17 protein-coding genes are annotated in these 19156 nt (G+C 65.5%); 7 read left to right on the forward strand and 10 right to left on the reverse strand.

Annotated features, from left to right (window positions below):
* Positions 1-37: 37 nt before the first annotated feature.
* Together QX094_RS30385 and QX094_RS30390 are read right to left on the reverse strand one after the other, a co-directional pair.
* Positions 38-805, reverse strand: a complete 768-nt coding sequence (locus QX094_RS30385; protein WP_315714582.1) for an SDR family oxidoreductase — start codon at positions 803-805, stop codon at positions 38-40.
* Between the two features lie 172 nt (positions 806-977).
* A complete protein-coding gene (locus QX094_RS30390; RefSeq protein WP_316188416.1) occupies positions 978-1685 on the reverse strand; it encodes a histidine phosphatase family protein in 708 nt (235 codons plus the stop codon).
* A 146-nt stretch (positions 1686-1831) separates the two neighbouring features.
* On the opposite strand from QX094_RS30390, the gene QX094_RS30395 reads away from it, so the two are divergent.
* Positions 1832-2617: an SDR family oxidoreductase gene (locus tag QX094_RS30395; RefSeq protein WP_315827325.1), complete on the forward strand. Its 786-nt coding sequence runs from the start codon at positions 1832-1834 to the stop codon at positions 2615-2617.
* An 858-nt stretch (positions 2618-3475) separates the two neighbouring features.
* Here the strand turns inward: QX094_RS30395 and QX094_RS30400 are convergent.
* Both QX094_RS30400 and QX094_RS30405 read right to left on the reverse strand, forming a co-directional pair.
* Positions 3476-5170: an IS1182 family transposase gene (locus tag QX094_RS30400; RefSeq protein WP_316188417.1), complete on the reverse strand. Its 1695-nt coding sequence runs from the start codon at positions 5168-5170 to the stop codon at positions 3476-3478.
* A 94-nt stretch (positions 5171-5264) separates the two neighbouring features.
* On the reverse strand, positions 5265-6221 hold the full coding sequence (locus tag QX094_RS30405) for an aminoglycoside phosphotransferase family protein (protein ID WP_316188418.1): 957 nt from the start codon (positions 6219-6221) through the stop codon (positions 5265-5267).
* A gap of 303 nt (positions 6222-6524) precedes the next feature.
* On the opposite strand from QX094_RS30405, the gene QX094_RS30410 reads away from it, so the two are divergent.
* Positions 6525-6806: a hypothetical protein gene (locus QX094_RS30410; RefSeq protein WP_316188419.1), complete on the forward strand. Its 282-nt coding sequence runs from the start codon at positions 6525-6527 to the stop codon at positions 6804-6806.
* Positions 6807-6923: 117 nt separating this feature from the next.
* Here the strand turns inward: QX094_RS30410 and QX094_RS30415 are convergent, their stop codons facing one another.
* Positions 6924-7982, reverse strand: coding sequence for a phosphotransferase family protein (locus QX094_RS30415; RefSeq protein ID WP_315714587.1), 1059 nt, complete (start codon positions 7980-7982; stop codon positions 6924-6926).
* Positions 7983-8262: 280 nt separating this feature from the next.
* A complete protein-coding gene (locus QX094_RS30420; protein WP_315749560.1) occupies positions 8263-9498 on the reverse strand; it encodes an acyl-CoA dehydrogenase family protein in 1236 nt (411 codons plus the stop codon).
* 230 nt (positions 9499-9728) lie between these two features.
* Here QX094_RS30420 and QX094_RS30425 point away from each other — a divergent pair, with 230 nt between their 5' ends.
* Together QX094_RS30425 and QX094_RS30430 are read left to right on the forward strand one after the other, a co-directional pair.
* A complete protein-coding gene (locus QX094_RS30425) occupies positions 9729-10391 on the forward strand; it encodes a TetR/AcrR family transcriptional regulator (RefSeq protein ID WP_315749558.1) in 663 nt (220 codons plus the stop codon).
* Between the two features lie 51 nt (positions 10392-10442).
* On the forward strand, positions 10443-10676 hold the full coding sequence (locus tag QX094_RS30430; protein ID WP_316173999.1) for a hypothetical protein: 234 nt from the start codon (positions 10443-10445) through the stop codon (positions 10674-10676).
* 269 nt (positions 10677-10945) lie between these two features.
* Here QX094_RS30430 and QX094_RS30435 read toward each other — a convergent pair whose 3' ends face one another.
* Positions 10946-12172, reverse strand: a complete 1227-nt coding sequence (locus tag QX094_RS30435; RefSeq protein ID WP_316174001.1) for a CaiB/BaiF CoA-transferase family protein — start codon at positions 12170-12172, stop codon at positions 10946-10948.
* 346 nt (positions 12173-12518) lie between these two features.
* Here QX094_RS30435 and QX094_RS30440 point away from each other — a divergent pair, with 346 nt between their 5' ends.
* The gene (locus QX094_RS30440) at positions 12519-13085 is read left to right on the forward strand and encodes a hypothetical protein (RefSeq protein ID WP_316171195.1); all 567 of its coding nucleotides are present in this window, start codon (positions 12519-12521) and stop codon (positions 13083-13085) included.
* Between the two features lie 108 nt (positions 13086-13193).
* Here QX094_RS30440 and QX094_RS30445 read toward each other — a convergent pair whose 3' ends face one another.
* Complete coding sequence (locus QX094_RS30445; RefSeq protein WP_316185880.1) at positions 13194-13934, reverse strand: NUDIX hydrolase; 741 nt, start codon at positions 13932-13934, stop codon at positions 13194-13196.
* Between the two features lie 107 nt (positions 13935-14041).
* Between QX094_RS30445 and QX094_RS30450 the strand changes: the two genes are divergently transcribed.
* Entirely contained in the window at positions 14042-15079 is a 1038-nt protein-coding gene (locus QX094_RS30450; RefSeq protein WP_316185879.1) for an SPFH domain-containing protein, read from the forward strand.
* A complete protein-coding gene (locus QX094_RS30455; RefSeq protein WP_315714595.1) occupies positions 15066-15998 on the forward strand; it encodes a sugar kinase in 933 nt (310 codons plus the stop codon). Before QX094_RS30450 ends, QX094_RS30455 begins: the two co-directional genes overlap by 14 nt.
* A gap of 323 nt (positions 15999-16321) precedes the next feature.
* On the opposite strand, the gene QX094_RS30460 is transcribed toward QX094_RS30455, so the two are convergent.
* Positions 16322-18283 carry an alpha amylase C-terminal domain-containing protein gene (locus tag QX094_RS30460; protein ID WP_316188420.1) on the reverse strand — a complete coding sequence of 654 codons (1962 nt, stop codon included), beginning with the start codon at positions 18281-18283 and terminating at the stop codon, positions 16322-16324.
* A gap of 20 nt (positions 18284-18303) precedes the next feature.
* Positions 18304-18675 carry a tRNA-binding protein gene (locus QX094_RS30465; RefSeq protein ID WP_316188421.1) on the reverse strand — a complete coding sequence of 124 codons (372 nt, stop codon included), beginning with the start codon at positions 18673-18675 and terminating at the stop codon, positions 18304-18306.
* Positions 18676-19156: the final 481 nt, after the last annotated feature.

Below are 19156 nucleotides of genomic sequence, written 5' to 3' on the forward strand. Positions count from 1 at the left end.
TGGCGGCATCACCGCGCACCACACCCGTATGTCCCCCTCAACTGATCGTCGCGCCCCCGTCGATCACCATGGTCTGGCCGGTCATGAAGTTGCCCGCGGCGGAGCCCAGGAAGACCGCGGCGCCGGCGATCTCGTCGGGGATGCCGATGCGGAGCAGCGGCGAGCGCGCGGTCGAGGCCTTGAGGTTCTCCGGATTGTCCCACAGCGCTTTGGCGAAATCGGTCTTGATCAGGCCGGGCGCGATGCAGTTCACGCGCACATTGTGCGGGCCGTATTCGCAGGCGAGGTTGCGCGCGAGCTGCATGTCGGCAGCCTTGGAGATCGCGTAGGCACCGAGGATGGTCGAGCCCTTCAGGCCGCCGATCGACGACACGATGATGATCGAGCCGTCCTTGCGCGCGATCATCTGCGGCACGACCATGCTGATCAGCCAGTTGTTGGCGACGATGTTGTTGTCGAGGATCTTGCGGAACTGATCGTCGGAGATGCCGGCGAGCGGCCCGTAGTAAGGATTCGACGCCGCGTTGCAGACCAGCACGTCGATCTTGCCGTAGATGCGGTTGGCCTCGTCGACGAGGTTCTGCAGGTTCTCCTTGCTGGAGATGTTGGCGGCGACTGCCGCCGCCGTGCCTGCACCGAAGCGGTCATTGATCTCGCGCGCCACCTGGTCGCAGACATCGGCCTTGCGCGAGGAGATCACCACCTTGGCGCCGTGCTCGGCCATGCGCTCGGCAATGGCGAGCCCGATGCCACGCGTGGATCCGGTGATGACGGCGACCTTGCCGGTCATGTCGAACAGGGTCATGGGGAGTTCCTCCTACTTATTTGGCTGTTGTCGGTTTCGAAATTGGCACGGCGACGTCCACGAGACTTTTCCGCGGTGCCAGTGACTGCGCCCTCTCCCACAAGGGAAGAGGGTGCACTGCCCGTGCGGGCGAGATTTTTGAACGACGCGCATAGCAACTCACTATCTCGTTTCACGCCAGCTTGCTCGTCGTCACCTCCGGCCCGGCCGGCTGGTGCATCGCGCGGTGCGCGGCGTCCGCGATCCAGGGCTGCTGATTGACCATCGGCAGCCGCCATGTACTCGTCTCGCCGGCCACGATGTGGTCGAGCCGGGTCACCGAGCAATTGTCGATGTCGAAGGCGAGCCCCTTCTCGACCAGGCCGCCGAGCGCCAGGCCAACAGCCGCCTTGATGGTGCCGCCATGGCCGACGGCGATGACGTCGCGGCCGGCTTCCGAAACCGTGATGCGCGCAATCGCCGCTGTCACGCGGGTGTACAGATCCATGTAGCTCTCGCCGCCCGGCGCCGGCTCATCGATGTCGGCGAACCAGTGGCTGCCCGCGGGACGGCTGGCCAGGAACGCGGCGCGGTTCATGCCCTGCCATTGCCCGAGATGCTGCTCGGCAAAAGCGGCCTCCCTGATCATTGCTGCGGGACGCGGGAATCCGGCGGCCCAGATCGCCTCCGCCGTCTGATGCGTGCGCATCAGATTGCTCGCATACCACACCGCGCGGCGCGGCAGGATTTTCGCGACCGCCTCGAACACCTCGCGATCGGAGGTATCGCAGGCGATGTCCGACTGGCCGTAGATGTTGCCGCCGTCGCTGCGCACCGGCGCGTGACGCACCCACCACCAGCGCGTGGTGACGACAGAAGGTTTCGTTCCATCAGCCGACATCGCTCAAACCCTTCCCTCCGCTCGTCTCCCGCTGTACGTGAAGGCCCAGATCGTCTCAAGCCGCTTGGCGATCTCAGCACGTTTGAAACGGCGTTTGAATTCCGTTGCGCGGCACGCAACTGATCACAATTGAAGCAGGAGGAAACATGGGCCGCCTCGAAGGCAAATCCGTCATCATCACCGGCGCCGGCAGCGGCATCGGCCGCGCCGCATCCTTGATGTTCACGAAAGAAGGCGCGCGACTGATCGCGGTCGATCGCAGCGAGGCCGTCAAGGAGACGGTCGAGATGGTCAAGCAGCAGGGCGGCATTGCCGAAGCCGTGCTCGCCGACGCCGGCTCCGAGGCCGATGTCTCGGGCTTCATCGACCGCGCCGTGGCGACCTACGGCAAGCTCGACGTGATCTGGGCCAATGCCGGCATCTCCGGCGGCTTGATCCCGATCGCCGAGCAGACCGTCGAGCACTGGCAGGAGATCCTGCGCATCAACCTGATCGGCCCGTTCCTCGCGGTGAAATACGCGATGCCGCACATGGTGCGGCAACAGCGCGGCGCGATCGTCTGCACGGCCTCCGTCGCGGGCCTGAAATCCGGCGCCTCGGGCCATCCCTACGCGGCGAGCAAGGCCGGCGTCATCAGCCTGGTGCAGACCACGGCGTACTCCCTCTCCGGCACTGGCGTGCGCATCAACGCGGTGTGTCCCGGCCTGATCGAGACCGGCATGACCAAGCCGATCTTCGACGGCGCCAAGGAGCGCGGCACCGAGGGCAAGATCGGCCAGCTCAATCCGCTGAAGCGCGCCGGCCAGCCGCATGAGATCGCCGCCATGGCCCTGTTCCTCGCCAGCGACGAGGCCTCCTACGTCAACGGCCAGGCTTTCCCGGTCGACGGCGGCCTCACGGCGTCGATGCCGTACGCGGGAAAACCGATCTAGCGCTGTCGCCCCTCGCACTGGTGTCGACATCGCCTCTCCTCTGTCATCCGTCATGGCCGGGCCTGTCCCGGCCATCCACGTCGGTCGGCACGCGAGGAGCGACGTGGATGCCCGGGCCTTCGCCGCGCCGAAGCGGCTTCGGCCGCGCAGGCGGGACAAGCCCGGGCATGACGAGCTTGGGACTGCCGGCATCGCGCCCCACAAATCGCTCGCTGTCGAACTCATCGACATGCGTGAGCGATCTCGCGACGCCCCCGCGCCCGAGTGATCCTGAATTTCACCGCCCTTCCATCGAAGGGCGCAGGGAAGGCCAGGCGTCGGCTGACGCCTGCGGCCCGCCTGCGTAAAAAAATGCAGGCGGCAGGTACCACAGGTGCAGCCGGAAAACGCCCGGCCTTCCCTGCGCGATGGTCTTCACGCTTATACGCAGTCTGCCTGGTGCGCCGGGCTTTCTGGCCACCATTGCCCGCGCGGCGCGCAAGCGCCGTCGCGACGTAGCACCAGCATCGGGGTGCCAGCACGCTGCGACTTCACGTCCGCGCCATGCCGTTCGTCCGCGCATCCCTCCGGACACGCTGCGACATGATCGCGGCCACCGCTCCCCGCCCCGCGTGTCGTGACGATCGCGCGCAACGCCCCTTCGGTGGGACGGGATGGGCGCATCAGATCATAAATTCCGAAAAAGCGAAAGCAAAATCTTTTAGCCTTCCGGACTGGACGAGACCATCACATTGACCGCGCTCGCGAACTTTCTTCATCGGCGACGATGATTGCAGTCATAACCGCAGCCTGCGCGGGGCCGACAACGCCACGCTCGCACATGCCGATTTGCCCGACGAGGCTGGGCAAGAATCCGAATTAGGGGGCTGAGAGGGCTCGGCGCGGTGCAATTTCGAGCCATGACTGCATCATGGTCCAGAACCGGATGAGGGCAAACGAAATCGCCTCCCATGCGCCCCTTGCCTTGCCAGAAGTGGCATGTAGAGCTGCAAGAGCCCATTCGGCGATGCGGGCGAGGAAGTCGTCGAAACCGAGAATGTTGAGGACGCGGGTGAGGTTGTAGGAGAGCGCCATCAGGCTCCATTCCCCGCGAACCTTGTCGAAGCCGCGGACAAGGAAGTGCTGATAGCCGGCGCGGCACTTGAGCGTGCCGAACGGGTGCTCGACGATGGCTGAGCGGCGGCGCATCAATCGGCCGGCCTGTTCGCTCGCCATCCTCTGGCGGTGACGATCCAGCACCTCTTCGTGCTCCCATCGAGAGACGCTGCGGCTTTTTGCCTTCGCAGAGAGACAAGACGCCTTGAGGAGGCAGATGCCGCAAGTCGCTACGGAGGCCAGGTAGCGGCGTTCCATCCTGCCGCTCGTATTCTTCCAGAGCTTCTTCGTTGGATGCAGCGCTTGGCCTGCGGGACACTGATAGGTGTCGGTTGCGGAATTGTAGGTGAAGTCACCTCGCGTGAAGCGACCGTGCTTCTTGCCATTGCCGTGATGCAGCGGGACATAGGCGGTGATGCCGTCATCCTCGCAAGCCTTGAGATCCCCGCTGTTGTAATAGCCGACATCCGCCAGTATCTGCAGCGCCTCGACCTGGAGGCCCTCCTTGGCCGCCTTCGCCATCATATGAAGGTGTCCTGTATCGCTGCGATTGACGACCTCGCTGGCGATGATCAGCTTATGCTTGTCGTCGACGACGCTCTGGACATTGTAGCCTGCGATCGTCTGGTCGCCCTTGCTCAGCAGCCGCGCATCGGGATCGGTCTTCGACACCTGTCCCTTGTCGCCTTTGTCCAGGTTCTCCAGATCGGACTGTGCGCGTTCACGCTTGGCCATCAGCTCCTTGATCTTGTCCCCGACATCGCCTCCATCCTTGTTGTCATCCTTGCCGTCGCCGGGCCGCTTGGCTTCCGTCGCGTCGTTGGTGTCGAGAGACTTGCCGTACGCCTCGATCTCCTCATCGAGCTTGGCGATCTGTTTGGCGAGCTTCCCGCGCGTGAAGATGCTGTCCTTGCTGGCATTGCCGTGGAACAGCGCGCCATCGACCGCGACCAGGGTCCCGCCGATCAGCCCGATCTCCTGCAGCAACAGGACGAAGCTACGGTTCGCCGCCTTCAAGGCAGCCCAGTTCTCCTTGCGGAAGTTCGCAATCGTCCGATAGCCGGGCTTCAGGTTCCTCAACAGCCAGATCAGCTCCAGATTGCGGCCGGCTTCACGCTCGAGCCGGCGCGACGATCTGATCTGGTTCAGATAACCATAGAGATAAAGCTTCAGCAGGTCCGCCGGATCGTACGGCGGCTGCCCGACACCCAATCCCCTCCGCTTGGCGTGGCGGAAGCCAAGCTTGGCAAGATCGAGGGCGTTGACGTAGCTGTCAATCGCACGAACCGGATTGTCCGGCCCGACATAATCCTCAATCCGAGGCGGAAGCAGGCTCTCTTGATCGCGGCTCTCGCCGCTCTTGAACGGCCGATTCGTCATGCCTCCAAATCTTACCGTGAACACTGAGTTCTTGCCCAGCCTCGACGGGCAAGCGTTGGCCGAACGGACCTGGATCACGATGCGCTTCCAAGGAAACGCATCATGATCTCATCTCTTTTTGTTTGAGCATGATCCTTTCGGAAAACCGGTTTCCACTTTTCCGGATCATGCTCTAGCCGCTCACAAGGCGGTCGAGGTCCTCGATGAGCGGCGCGAGCTTTTCGGCCGCCCCAAACTGCCGATACCAGCACCACAGCTCCAGCGAGAACAGCAGACGATAGATCGCGAGCGTCGGCTCGATCTTCGTTCGGCTCATCGGACCATAGCCGCCCAGAAACGCCTCGCGCTGCTCCGGCGAGAGATAGTAGATCGCCTTGGCGACATCCTTGAGCGGGTCGCCGGCCAGCGCGCCCTCGAAATCGACCACACCGGTGAGCTCGACCCGGCCCCCGGTGACGCGCGCAAGCACGTTCCCGGGATGAAGATCATTGTGACACAGCACCGGCGCGCCGCAGGAGGCGAACAGATCACTCGCGTCGGCCACCTGGCGCGCGATGCGCGCGGCGAGATCAGCCGGCCCGCCGCGGCTGCGGAATTCGCCCAGTTTGCGTTCGAACTGGGAGGTGAGATAGCTACGATTGTCGGCATGGCCCGACATGATGCCGTCGGCGCCGATGTAGCCAAACGCATCCATCGCAATGTCGTGAAAGGCACGCGACAATCGACCGACCTGCTCGAAAGCCTCACGCCGCTCCGGCGCGGACAGCGCTTGTTCGAGAGGACCGAGCGGATCGCCGTCGAGCCGGCTCATGACCACGTAGTCCAGGCCGATCAGCTCGCGCGAGGCGTCCGCCGCGCGCAGCCGCGGCGCCGGCACCGGCAGGCGGTCCCGGACCAGATCGAGCAGGCGCGCCTCCTTGCGCATCTTCCAGCTCATGCTGTCAGGATAGATCTTCAGCACCAGCGACGGCTGGCCGCCTTGCAGAGCCAGCGCATACACGGCACTGATCTCCCCACCATGCAACAGCGACACCGAAGCGACCCGCGCGTCGATCTCCGCGCGCGCAAGCATCGCATCGGCGGTTGCGGGATCGACCTCGAGATCCGGGCGAATCGAAACCGGCGACATGGCAGCAAAGCTCCGCTCGCGGGACCTTCTTGCGAGATGGCCTGCGACGACCGTTTCCTAACTGCGCGCGCCCGTCGTGGTCAAGCTCCCGGCAGTCAGGTCAATGCGCCGCGCGGACCAACCCGTGTCGATGGAGCGTGGCGGCAAGACCATCGCGTCGCCATGAGCCACGCTCGGGTTCAAGCATGCCCCCCTAATGACCGGCGATTTTTTACGCCCACGTCCTCGAACCCCCTTCTCCGAGCCGCCGTCGAACCTCGCAAGCGGACCATTCCGGCCTCGCCGAAACGAAGGATGGTTAACATGTCGAGACTATCGAAACTCACGCTGCTCACCCTGATGGCCGCCACGGCGGCTGGCTCGCTGGTGACGAACGCAAGCGCCCGTGAATTCCAGTGGCCGGGCTGTGAACTCGTCTCCTGGACAGCCTGCGGCACCGAGGTCCAGGTGCAGCAAGCCATGCGCCGTCAGAGCCGCGACACCTCGCCGATCTACATGAAGCAGACCGATCCGCGCTACAGCGGCGCGATGACCACGGCCGGTGGCGGCGGTGGAGGTGGTGGTGGCGGCGGCGGTGGGCGGTGATTGGCCCTAGCCGGCGCGCGGAATTGGTAGCCCGGATGGGCGGAAACGACATCCGGGTTCATCGCCGCAGCGCGTGTGACCCCGGATGTCGCTTCGCTCATCCGGGGCTACAGGAGACTACACCGCCCCCGCCTTCTGCGCATAGGACCAGGCCTGCTTGGTCATGGGCACCATGCGCTTGACCGACTCGATCGCCTTGTCGTTGGCGGCGGTGCCGTCGCGGATGCGGCCGATGATGCCCTGCAGGATGCCGGCGAGCCGGAACAGATTGTAGGCGAAGTACCAGTTGAGATCGGGCAGCTCGGTGCCGGTGACCCCACGATAGATCTCCGCCGCTTCTTCCATGGTCGGGATGTTCAGCGCTTTCAGGTCGACGCCGTCGAGGCCCGGCATGATCCACTGCATCAGCAAATAGGTGAAGTCCGCCATGGGATCACCAAGCGTCGACAGTTCCCAGTCGAGCACCGCGATGACGCGCGGCTCGGTCGCGTGGAAGATCATGTTGTCGAGCCGGTAGTCGCCATGCACGATCGAGACGCGCTGCTGCGCCGGCAAGGTGCGCGGCAGCCACTCGATCAGCTTCTCCATTTCCGGCAGATGCTCGGTCTCGGAGGCGCGATATTGCTTGGTCCAGCGGTCGACCTGGCGGGCAAAGTAGTTGCCGGGCTTGCCGAAGTCGGCAAGGCCGATCGCCGCCGGATCATAGCTGTGCAGCCTGGCCAAGGTTTCGATCTTGCTGGTGAAGATCGCGCGCCGCTCGGGCGCTGCGACATGCGGCAGGGTCGGATCCCAGAACACCCGGCCCTCCTCCATCGACATGATGTAGAAGGCAGCGCCGATGACGCTGTCGTCGTTGCACAGCGCATAGGCCTTGGCGACCGGAAAGCCCTGCTTGCCGAGCGCGGCGATGACGCGGAATTCGCGATCGACTGCGTGCGCCGACGGCAGCAGCTTGCCGAACGGCTTTCGCCTGAGCACGTAGGAACGCGCCGGCGTGTTCAGACGATAGGTCGGGTTCGACTGGCCGCCCTTGAACTGCAGCACGGTCAGCGGGCCCTGATAGCCTTCGACATGCTCGGCCATCCAGGCCGCGAGCTTGGCCTCGTCGAAACGATGCCGCTCCTCGACCGGCTTGGTGCCGGAGAATTCTTCGTCCTTCTTGACGCCGTCGGCCACGACGAGGCTCCCTTCTCACGTGTTCGTCATTCCGGGGCAGCCCGCAGGGCTGAACCCGGAATCTCTATCTTGGCGGACCCATCTCTGGATTCCGGGTTCGACGCTGCGCGTCGCCCCGGAATGACGCAAGTGGTGCGTCACCGCTCGGCATTAGAATTCGTAGGGTGGGCAAAGCGAAGCGTGCCCACCATGTTGGCTTGAACTCGAAAGTGGGTGGGCACGCATCCGCCCCCGCGCTCTGCGCGGCGACGGACGCTTTGCCCACCCTAGAAGTCGACGCTCAATGCCGCGGCTCGTTGGCGTATTTCTTCATCTCGAGCCGGGCAATGGCGCGGTTGTGCACCTCGTCCGGGCCGTCGGCAAGACGGAGCGTGCGGATGTTGGCGTAGTCCTTGGCGAGACCCGCATCATCCGACACGCCGGCGCCGCCGAACGCCTGGATGGCGTCGTCGATGATCTTCAGCGCCATGTTGGGGGCAGCGACCTTGATCATCGCGATCTCGCCCTGGGCGGTCTTGTTGCCGACCTTGTCCATCATGTCGGCCGCCTTGAGGCACAACAGCCGGCACATCTCGATGTTGGTGCGGGCCTCGCCGATGCGCTGCTCCCACACCGAATGCTCGATGATCTTCTTGCCGAAGGCCTGGCGCGTCATCAGCCGGCGCACCATCTTCTCCAGCGACTCCTCGGCCTTGCCGATGGTGCGCATGCAGTGATGGATGCGGCCCGGACCGAGACGGCCCTGCGCGATCTCGAAGCCGCGGCCCTCGCCGAGCAGAATGTTTTCCGCAGGAACGCGGACGTTCTCGAGCAGCACCTGGGCGTGGCCGTGCGGCGCGTCGTCGAAGCCGAACACCGGCAGCATCTTCTCGACCTTGATGCCGGGGGTGTCGAGCGGCACCAGGATCTGCGACTGCTGCTGATGCTTGGCGGCCGACGGATCGGTCTTGCCCATCAGGATCGCAATCTTGCAGCGGGGATCGCCGACGCCCGACGACCACCATTTGCGGCCGTTGATGACGTAATGATCGCCGTCACGCACGATCCGCGTCTCGATGTTGGTGGCATCCGACGAGGCCACGGCCGGCTCCGTCATCAGGAAGGCCGAACGGATCTCGCCGTCCATCAGCGGGCGCAGCCATTTGCGCTTCTGCTCCTTGGTGCCGTAGCGGATGAACACTTCCATGTTGCCGGTGTCGGGCGCCGAGCAGTTGAACACCTCGGACGCCCAGGAGATGCGGCCCATTTCCTCGGACAGCAGCGCATATTCGAGATTGGTGAGGCCGGCGCCGCGGAACTCGTCGTCCTCATGCGGCGACGGCGGCATGAACATGTTCCACAGGCCTTCCGCCTTCGCCTTGGCCTTGAGGTCCTCCAGGATCGGGATCACCTTCCAGCGGTCGCCCTCGGCGTCCTGCTGCTTGTAGATCGGCACCGCCGGGCGGACATGCTTGGTCATGAAGCTGCGCACGCGCTCCAGCCATTCCTGCTGCTTCGCCGACATCGTGAAGTCCATGGGACTCTCCTTGGGTGTTTCCTCTGAAACTTTGGCCGCAGTGTCGGCCCGCCCACGGCGTCCGTGCAAGTGTGATCTTGCGCGACACGACCGCGCGAACCGTCGCTGCAGCGCCGAAATGTCGCCCCACGGAAGAACCGTGATTGACATTGCGGCCGTCTCAAACAATAGTTTCATACAATTGTTTGAAACGCAACTCCCACCCCGCTTCATCGTTCGGGAGGACGAGCATGGCGACCGACCAGACCCGGACTGCGATCCTGATCGCCGCCGAGCGGCTCTATGCGGAACGCGGCTTCTCCGACGTGACCTTGCGCGACATCGTGGCGGAGGCGAACGTCAATCTCGCCGCGGTGAACTATCATTTCGGCTCCAAGGACGAGCTGATCGCCGAACTGTTCGTGACCCGCTCGATCGCGCTCAACCGCGAGCGCCTGCGCGAATTGCGCGAAGCTGAGGACGCGGGCGGCGGTCGCGCCGACATCTCCGACGTCCTGCGCGCCCTCGTGGGCCCGATCCTGCGCGGCTGCCTTGGCCCTGAGAACCAACGCTCGGCGGTGGCGCAGTTCATGATCCGCGCCTCGATCGAATCGGTGCCGCCAATTCGCCGCATCAAGACCAAGGAAATCGACCATTTGCGCAAATTCGCCGGCGCGATGCAGCGCGCCCTGCCTGACAGCTCCGAGGTCGATCTGTTCTGGGGCCTGCATTTTGCGCTCGCCATGGCGCATCACACCATCCGCGAGAGCGAGCGCCTCACCAAGCTCTCCGACGGCCGATGCGACCTCGACGATGTCGAGGATGTGATCGCGCGGGTGGTGCGCGGCGCCGTGCTCGGCTTGACCACGCGCGATCAGGCGGCAAAGTCGAAGGCCAGGATTGCAGCGCGCTGAGCGCCGATCGCCACAGATGACGTCGCCACCAATGACAATGGAACTCGCCCGATGACGGTCCGTTCGCGATTGATCCTGGCCGCTGCGGCCAGTGCGCTCGCCATGATGATGGCGAGCGAGCCGGCGCTGGCGCGCGGCGCCGCCGCCAGCATCATGAACTCGCCCGGCTATCAGCGCCGCTTGCAGGAATCCCGGCAGCAGCTCGGCGCGCCGCCGCCCTTCGTCGCAGAGCCGCGCTACCACCGGCCCAAGGCGAAGCGGCACCGTCGCCACCACGTCCACTGAGCCGTAGAGTGGGCAGAGCGGCCGCCGCAAGGCGGCCGCGTGCCTGCCCGCAAGCGTCCGCTCATCCGGGCTATGCGCGGAAGCCCGGCTGTCTCCCCGTCATTGCGAGCGCAGCGAAGCAATCCAGAGTGGTGGGCGGGACCCTGGATTGCTTCGCTGCGCTCGCAATGACGCAGAGAGGGCGTGGACTCCGATGCGCAGCACGACATGCGGGACGATCGGCGCGTCGCGAGCCCCGCAATGACGGGAGAGAACGGCCGCCGCAGCAGCTACACCACGCCCTGTTGCTTGAGCGCCGCGATCTTCGCTTCATCATAGCCGAGCCCCGACAGCACGTCCTGCGTATGCTCGCCGAGCAGCGGCGGCGCGCGATACTCGGTGATCGGGGTACCGGAGAAGGTCAGCGCGTTGCGGATCAGGGACAGATGCGGCTCGAACGGGTGTTCGACCTTCACCTCCATGCCGCGCGAGCGGACATGCGGATCGGCGAACACGTGCGCAAAATCGTTGACCGGCCCGCACGGCACGCCCGCCTTCTCCAGCTCCTCCAGCCAATGCGCCACCGAGTTCTTCAGGAACAGGCCGGCAAAGATCGCCATGATCTCCTTGCCGTTGACGACGCGGTCGTTGTTCTTGACGAATTTCGGGTCGGTCGCCAGTTCTGGCGCCCCTAACACCGCGCAGGTGCGCGCGAACTGCGCGTCGTTGCCGACCACCAGCATCAATTCGCCGTCGGTGCAGCGGAACACGCCGGCCGGCATGCCGCCATTGCCCCAGGTGCCGCGGCGCGGCGGCGACTTGCCGTTGATCAGGAAGATCTGGGCATAGTGCGACAGCGAGGCGATCACGGTGTCGAACAGGCAGACGTCGATGTGCTGGCCGCCGCCGCCATTGACGTCGCGGTGATACAGCGCGGAGAGGATGCCGATCGAGGTGTTCATGCCGGTCATGTAGTCGACGATCGAGGGACCGACCTTCATCGGCCCCGCCCCCGGTTCGCCGTCCATGTGGCCGGTCACGCTCATCAGCCCGCCCATGGCCTGGAAGATCGCATCGTAGCCCGCCCGCGGTGCATACGGCCCGGTCTGGCCGAAGCCGGTGACCGAGCAATAGATCACCTCGGGATTGACGGCGCGGATCGCCTCATAGTCCAGGCCATAGCGCTTGAGATCGCCGACCTTGTAGTTCTCCATGAACACGTCGCAGTCCTTGGCGAGCGCGCGGATGATCTCCTGCCCCTCCGGCGAGGCAATGTTGACCGTGACGGACTTCTTGTTGCGGTTGGCGCAGATGTAGAAGGAATTGTTGTTGTTGGCCTTGCCATCGGGGTCCCTGAGGTAGGGCGGACCGAACGCGCGCGCATCGTCGCCGGTGCCGGGCCGCTCGATCTTGATCACCTCGGCGCCGAGATCGGCCAGCATCTGCGCGGACAGCGGTCCGGCCAGCACGCGGGTCAGATCGAGAATCTTGATGCCAGAAAGCGGCAGGGCCGACATGGAGTTCCTCCGGGAGCTTTATTCCTTGTGGCGGACATCCCGAGCGAGAGCCCCGCCTGTCACCCGCGGATACACCATTTCCCGCGCCGGAGCATTGCGCTGGCGGCATGCCGCCTTGCCGCGGACCGTCGCCCGCATGAGCGCAGCGACATCCGGGGTCGCCACCGGCGCTCGTGCCGAACCCGGATGTCGCTGCGCTCATCCGGGCTACGCAGCCATGCTGACTTTCTTGCTTCGTTTTGTGTGCAGCCTGCGGCGGGACACATCCAGAAACACGGAACAAGGAGCTGTTAAGCGTTCCGGTCGCACCTGGGCGCAGGTTTGATGTCGCACCCCGGAGCACGCCATGACGTCGATCTCTGCATCCTCCATGAGCGGATATTCGCCGCTCGACCTGCTCAAGCAGGAACTCACCAAGGAAGTCTCGGCCGGCAAGGTCAGCTCCGCCGACCAGACTGCGCTGTCCTCGGCGCTCGACGACATCGATTCCGCGTTGCAGAGCGGCAGCTCGTCTTCATCGTCGAGCTCCAGCGCGCCGCCGTCGCCCAAGGAGATGCAGTCGAAGATCGACGATCTCATCCAGAGCGAGGTCGACAGCGGCAAGCTGACCTCGGACCAGGCGACCGAGCTGAAGAACGTATTTGCCAACGCCTTCTCCGGCGGTCCGGGCGGCGCGGGTGGCGCCGGCGGTCCGCCGCCGGCCCCGCCGAGCGATGACTCCAGCACCGACACCACGTCGAGCACCTCCTCCTCGTCGTCTTCATCGTCCTCGTCCCAGGTCGAGGAGCTGTTGAAGAAGCTGCTCGAGGCGCTGCAGAGCTCGAACAACAGCAAGACCTCATCCTACAGCGCCAGCGGCACGAGTTCGTCGAGCTCGACCAGCAAGTCGCTGGTGGTGGACTTCTCGGCCTGATGCGGCCGTCTCGCCTTGGTTGCCCCGGATGAGCGGAGCAACATCCGGGTTCGCCGCCGCACCTGATGAGAACCCGCATATCGCTGCGCGCATGCGGGCGACGGAGATTCACTCCGGCGCATTGAACGTCCGCGCGAAATACACCGGCGCGGCCGCCGCCTTCAGGCGATAGAGCTGCGCCGGCCGGTTTGGCCCCTTGCGCATCTTGGCGATCGGCTCGATGAGGTCGGCCGAGAGCATGCGGGTGCGGAACGCGCTCTTCTCCAGCGGGCGGTCGAGCACGATCTCATAGGTCCGCTGCAGCTCGGGCAGTGTGAACTCCTCCGGCATCAGATAGGCCGGCAGCGAGGTGTACTCGACCTTGTTGCGCAGCCGCTGCACGGCGGCCTGCAGGATCTCGGCATGATCGAACGCGAGATTCGGCTTCACGCTCATGCCCACGAGCGGAAACCATTGCGCATCGGCCGCGAGCGCGGCCTCCGCCGCTGACGCCGGGATCAGCGCAAAATACGCGTGCGTCGCCGACCAGCCGCGCGGATCACGGTGCGCACTGCCCCAGCTGCCGAGCTGCTCCAGATAGGTGCTGATCACGCCGGTCTTCTCGGCAAGCTTGCGCCGCGCGCAGGCTTCGAGATCGCGATCCTTGTCGACATCGACGAAACCGCCCGGGAGCGCAAACGCGTCCGGGAACGGCTCTCCCTCGCCGTGGCCGCGCCGCACCAGCAGCACGTGCAGCGCCTCCAGCCGGATCGCGAAGATGACGATGTCCACCGTGGTCAGCGGCCGCGGAAAATCCAGTCCGCCCGCCCTCGCAGCCGCTCCGCCGCCCTGCCCCTGCCGTGCTGCCATACCGTCCGCCCCCCAATTTGTCCCTTGACACTAGCACACTTAGTTGTACTGTCCAACTTACTAAGTTGGCGTGACGCACTTATGCCATTGAACGTCAGGAGGCCGCCATGTTCGGCTTACGCTTCATCAAGGCCCAACCCACCACCTATCTCCTCAAGTACCGCGCCGGCAGCGTGGTCGAGGAAGGTGCCGGGCTCTCCACCTTCTATTACGGGCCCGCCACTTCCCTGGTCGCGATCCCCATCGGCAGCCGCGACGCCGCCTTCATCTTCCAGCAGATCGCCCGCGACTTTCAGACGCTGACGATCCAGGGCCAGGTGACCTACCGCATCGGCGAGCCGAGGAAGGCGGCGGCGATGCTCAACTTCACGCTCAAGCGCGACGGCAAGACCTACGAGTCTGATGACCCGGAGGAGCTGCCGCAGCGCGTGCTCGGCGCGGTCGAGGTGCTGGCGCAGCAGGCCGTCAAGGACATGACCCTGAAGGAAGCGCTGCGCGCCTCCGACCGCATCGCCGAGACGATTGCGGCCGGACTGAAGCGGCGCGCCGACATCGAGGCGCTGGGCCTGGAGATCCTCGGCGTCGCCGTGCGCGCGGTGAAGCCGACGCCGGAGACCGCCAAGGCGCTGGAGGCCGAGGCGCGCGAGGCGATCCTGAGGACCGCGGACGAAGCCATCTTCGCGCGGCGCAATTTCGCCGTCGAGCGCGAGCGGGCGATCCGCGAGAGCGAGCTCGACACGGAGATCGCGGTCGAGCAGAAGAAGCGCTCGATCCGCGAGACGCAGATGGATGCGGAGGCCAGCGTCGCCGCGAAGAAGAACGAGCTGCGCGAGGCCGGCATGGTCGCCGATATCGGGCTGGAGGCCAAGCGGAAGGATTTCGTGTCGCTGAATGCGGCGAACACCCGCACTTTGGCGAATGCCGAAGCCTATCGCGTCGGCGCGCTGATGAAGATCTTCGAGGGCGTCGACACCCGCGTGATCCAGGCGCTCGCCGCCACCGGCATGCAACCCGGCCAGTTGATCGCGCAGGCGTTCTCGGGCCTCGCCGAAAAGGCCGAGAAGATCGGGCAGCTGAACGTCTCGCCGGAGCTCCTGAACAGCCTGATGCAGAAGCCCGCGGAGGCCGCCCGTGTCCGGCAATGACCGCAAGGTGGTGCTGGTTGTCAGGAGAACGCGGCTCGAGGAGCTGATCACCAGATTCCTCACCGCGGACCAGGCCCGCTTCTATGTCGAGCATCTCGGCGCCGACTTCTCCGACTACGAACGCGAGCACGCGGCCTACCAGGCCGCGCGCTTGACCAGCGTCCAGACGCTGGAGCGCTGGGGCCGCTACCAGATCGTCGACCGCGGCTTCCTGCCGAACTTCATCTTCGGCCCCGCCGACATCGTCGCGGCGCTCGGCCCCGACGGGCTCGTCGCCAACACCATGAAATATCTCGACGGCCAGCCGCTGCTCGGCCTGAACCCGGACGCGGCCCGGCATGACGGCGTGCTGCTGCCGTTCGCGCCGGCCGATCTCGCGAGCCTGCTGCCGGAGGTTGCTGCCGACCGGCGCGCGGCCAAGGCGGTGACCATGGCGCGCGCGAGCCTCGCCGACGGCCAGGTGCTCCATGCGGTCAACGACCTCTTCATCGGCGCGCGCACGCATGTCTCGGCCCGCTACGAGATCGCGACCCGCGAGCATCAGGAGCGGCAGTCCTCCAGCGGCCTGATCGTCGCGACCGGACTCGGCTCGACTGCGTGGTTCAAGAGCATCGTCACCGGCGCGCTGGCGATCGCCGGCAACTTCGGCAGCCCCACGACGGGCGGCGACTACACCGCCCTGCCCTGGGACGCCCGGAGCTTGCGCTTTGCCGTGCGCGAGCCGTTCCCGAGCAAGACGTCACAGACATCCCTGGTCTGCGGAGGGCTGAACGGCGCCGAAACACTGCGCCTGCGCTCGCTGATGCCCGAGAACGGCGTCATTTTCTCCGACGGCATCGAGGCGGATCACCTCGATTTCAATGCGGGGACAGAAGCGGTGATCGGGATCGCGGAGCGACAGGGCCGGCTGATCGTGTAGTCCGATTCAGCAGGTCGATCTGCTCATGGCACGCCCCGCTCTCACCACGTCATTGCGAGCGCAGCGATGCAATCCAGAGTCCCTCCGCAGAGAAAGTCTGGATTGCTTCGCCGCGCTCGCAATGACGGAGGAAAGACCAAGCGTTCATCTTCCACAGGTCGTCGCTGCGGGCGCGCTGCCGTAGGGTGGGCAAAGCGGCCGCCGAAGGCGGCGGCGTGCCCACCTTCCATCCGCGAACGCATCAGCAAAGATGGTGGGCACGGCGCCATGACGATCTCGATCGTGGACAGAGTGCGGATGCGCCTTGGCCCACCCTACGGCCGTCACGCCCGCGCAAACACCAGTACGCCATTCGCGGGGATCGTCACCATCGCCGAGCACGGCTGGCCGTGCAGCGCCGGGCCGCCTGCGCTGACCGCGCCATTGTTGCCGACAACACTCGGATTGACCCAGTTGTCATAGACGTCGCTGTTGAATACCTCCTTCCACTGCCCCGCTGCCGGAAAGCCGATCGCGTAGTCGCGCCATGGCGTCTCGCTGAGGCTGACGATCACCATCACGTCGTCGCCCTGGCCGTCCCAGCGGTGGAAGGCGAGCACGCGGTTGCCGTCATGGACGTGGACGATGGCGCATCCCTCCGCGGTCAGCGCCGGATGGGTGCGGCGGATCGCGATCAGCTCGCGCGTGAAGCGCATCGCATCAGCGGTGATCTTGTCCTCGCCGTCGAGCAGCCCCCAACTGATCGTCGTGTCGGGGTTCGGCGTGTCGCTCCACGGCCGGTCCTCGAACAGTTCCTGGCCCATGAACAGCATCGGGATGCCCGGCGCGGTCAGCAACAGGCCCGTGGCGACGCGGCTGCGGCTGCGCGCATACCAGCAGCGGCTGTCGACGGGATCGGCGAGGCGCGGGATGCGCGGCTCGCGGCCGGCATAGACGATGTCGTGGTTCTCGATCGAGTTGACCGCGCGCCAGCGCTTGTCGAGGCTGAGATCGGCGATCGCCGCGGCGATCGGCTGCATCGGGACGACGGCGCCCGCGCCGCCGGCCGCGCTCGCGACGGCGCCGCGCACCGCGAGCCGCAGTCCGTCGCTCCAGGTCGCATCGAAGCCGGCGCCGCCATGCGCGATGTCCCTCACCACCCACGGGTTCACCGGCCAGTATTCCGCGATCTGGATCGCATCCGGCTTCTCCGCGCGCAGCGCTTCGGTGAGCTGCTGGCAGGTCGCCCAGCCGCCGAAGCGGTCCATCACGCTGACCTCGTCGAAACGCAGGCCGTCGGCGTGATACTCGCGATAGAACATCACGGCGTTGTCGACGAGATACCGCCGCACGTCGGCGTTCCAGTAGGCGAACACCTGGCCGCCCGCCCAGCCCTGATCGGTGAAATACAGGCTGCGATTGGGATCGCCATAGGCCTGACGATCGAAGAACCAGATGCTGCTCTCGTCAAAACCGCCGCCGGCGTGGTTGTAGACGACGTCGAACAGCACGGCGACGCCATGGACATGGCAGACGTCGATCAGCGCGCGGAGCTGGTCGTCACAGTGACGCACCACGCCGATATCGGCGTAAGGTGTCGCGCCGGCTGCGACGAGGATCTCGTTGGTGCGTTTGAAGTAGGCCGCGAGATGCGCGTCTTCTGCCTCCCCGTACTCGCTCTCCGGGCTGAACAGGTCGGTGCCGTTGTAACCCATGCTGAACATGGTCGGGAATTCCTGCACCGGCAACAGCTCGATCGCGTTGACGCCGAGCTTCGCCAGATGCGGCACGCGCTCGATCACGTCGAAGAAGCAGCCGTCGGGATTGCCCGCCTTCATGTCGAAGGTGCCGACGTGGAGCTGATAGATCACGAGCTCGTTGTTGGGCGGCGGCGTGTAGTCGGTGTCGTGCCAGGGAAAAGCGTGCGGATTGCGCAGCACCGAATGCGCCTGCGGAAACGGCGGATCGAGCGTAAGCAGCCGTGCATGCGGATCGCGCTTGTAGCCGGAGCTGCCTTCACCCTCGACGAAGTACATATAGGCGTCGCCGTCCTTCAGAGACGGCACGAAGATCGCCCAATGGCCGTTGCCGATCGGCGCCAGCCGGCAGCTCGCATCCTGCGCCCAGTCGTTGAACGGGCCGGAGACGTAGACCGCCTTGGCATGCGGCGCGAACACGCGGAAGGTGGCGCCGCCGGTCACCAGGGTGCCGCCCATGGGAGCCTGGAGAAGATGCATCTGCCTGAGCGAAATCCTGAGGCCTTCGGGGAACGGCGGCAGCGTAACAGGTTCGAGCAGCATATCCATGGCGGTCGGCTCTCCGCGCGTCAGAACAGCCGCGCGCCGTTCGGCACGCGCTTGTCGGGCTGGAACAGCACGACGTTGCCCTGTTCATCGGGAAAGCCGAGCGTCAGCACCTCGGACATGAACTTGCCGATCTGGCGCGGCGGGAAGTTGACGACGCCGGCCACCTGGCGGCCGACCAGGGTGGCCGGATCGTAGAGCGTGGCGATCTGGGCGCTGGAGCGCCTGGCGCCGATGCCGGGCCCGAAATCGATCGTCAGCTTCAGCGACGGTTTGCGCGCCTCCGGATAGGGCTCGGCCGCGACGATGGTGCCGACGCGGATGTCGACGGCCAGGAACTGGTCGAAGCTGATCCCTGCTGCCGCCGGCGCTGTGGGATCATGGGCAAGATGCATGGCGGCCTCATCGAACGCGCGACCGCGCGGGAGGGCTTGCGGTGCCGACGCGGTCTGGGCCGGAATCTTTAATCGCCATAAGGTCTCCTGACAATGCACCCGCCCGGCGACGGCACGGCACATGGACGATTGGCTGTATTGGTGTGGCAGGCCGGTCGCAGGCTGCGGAGCCTTCAACCGCAGGCTGGGCAAGCGGGGGGTGCCGCTGCCCCGCATCGCCGAGGGGGAGGTGCGTGAAACGCCATGGCATGTCGCTAGCGGCGAATCGCCGCGTGCACGCCTTGGCCCGCCCCGCAGCATGTCCGCCGCCGAGCGCAATGACTATGACCCGTCACCTGTAATGTCGCAGTTCGGTCGCTTTGCGTCCAGACGCAGCACGGAGGCTCAGCTTGGCCGCGAATTGCGGACATCATCAGCACGCTTCGCTAGGCACAACCTGCCTACCGCACGCCGCTGCCCCAGCGCTCTTGAGAATGGTCCT

Origin of the sequence: Bradyrhizobium sp. SZCCHNS1050, from assembly GCF_032484785.1 — a bacterium.
Taxonomy (GTDB): domain Bacteria; phylum Pseudomonadota; class Alphaproteobacteria; order Rhizobiales; family Xanthobacteraceae; genus Bradyrhizobium.

What these genes read in the sequence shown, in the direction of transcription:
- QX094_RS30385 (WP_315714582.1), bottom strand. Translation starts at nt 805, where the DNA reads ATGACCCTGTTCGACATGACCGGCAAGGTCGCCGTCATCACCGGATCC.
- QX094_RS30390 (WP_316188416.1), bottom strand. Translation starts at nt 1,685, where the DNA reads ATGTCGGCTGATGGAACGAAACCTTCTGTCGTCACCACGCGCTGGTGG.
- QX094_RS30395 (WP_315827325.1), top strand. Translation starts at nt 1,832, where the DNA reads ATGGGCCGCCTCGAAGGCAAATCCGTCATCATCACCGGCGCCGGCAGC.
- QX094_RS30405 (WP_316188418.1), bottom strand. Translation starts at nt 6,221, where the DNA reads ATGTCGCCGGTTTCGATTCGCCCGGATCTCGAGGTCGATCCCGCAACC.
- QX094_RS30410 (WP_316188419.1), top strand. Translation starts at nt 6,525, where the DNA reads ATGTCGAGACTATCGAAACTCACGCTGCTCACCCTGATGGCCGCCACG.
- QX094_RS30420 (WP_315749560.1), bottom strand. Translation starts at nt 9,498, where the DNA reads ATGGACTTCACGATGTCGGCGAAGCAGCAGGAATGGCTGGAGCGCGTG.
- QX094_RS30425 (WP_315749558.1), top strand. Translation starts at nt 9,729, where the DNA reads ATGGCGACCGACCAGACCCGGACTGCGATCCTGATCGCCGCCGAGCGG.
- QX094_RS30430 (WP_316173999.1), top strand. Translation starts at nt 10,443, where the DNA reads ATGACGGTCCGTTCGCGATTGATCCTGGCCGCTGCGGCCAGTGCGCTC.
- QX094_RS30435 (WP_316174001.1), bottom strand. Translation starts at nt 12,172, where the DNA reads ATGTCGGCCCTGCCGCTTTCTGGCATCAAGATTCTCGATCTGACCCGC.
- QX094_RS30440 (WP_316171195.1), top strand. Translation starts at nt 12,519, where the DNA reads ATGACGTCGATCTCTGCATCCTCCATGAGCGGATATTCGCCGCTCGAC.
- QX094_RS30445 (WP_316185880.1), bottom strand. Translation starts at nt 13,934, where the DNA reads ATGGCAGCACGGCAGGGGCAGGGCGGCGGAGCGGCTGCGAGGGCGGGC.
- QX094_RS30450 (WP_316185879.1), top strand. Translation starts at nt 14,042, where the DNA reads ATGTTCGGCTTACGCTTCATCAAGGCCCAACCCACCACCTATCTCCTC.
- QX094_RS30460 (WP_316188420.1), bottom strand. Translation starts at nt 18,283, where the DNA reads ATGGATATGCTGCTCGAACCTGTTACGCTGCCGCCGTTCCCCGAAGGC.
- QX094_RS30465 (WP_316188421.1), bottom strand. Translation starts at nt 18,675, where the DNA reads ATGCATCTTGCCCATGATCCCACAGCGCCGGCGGCAGCAGGGATCAGC.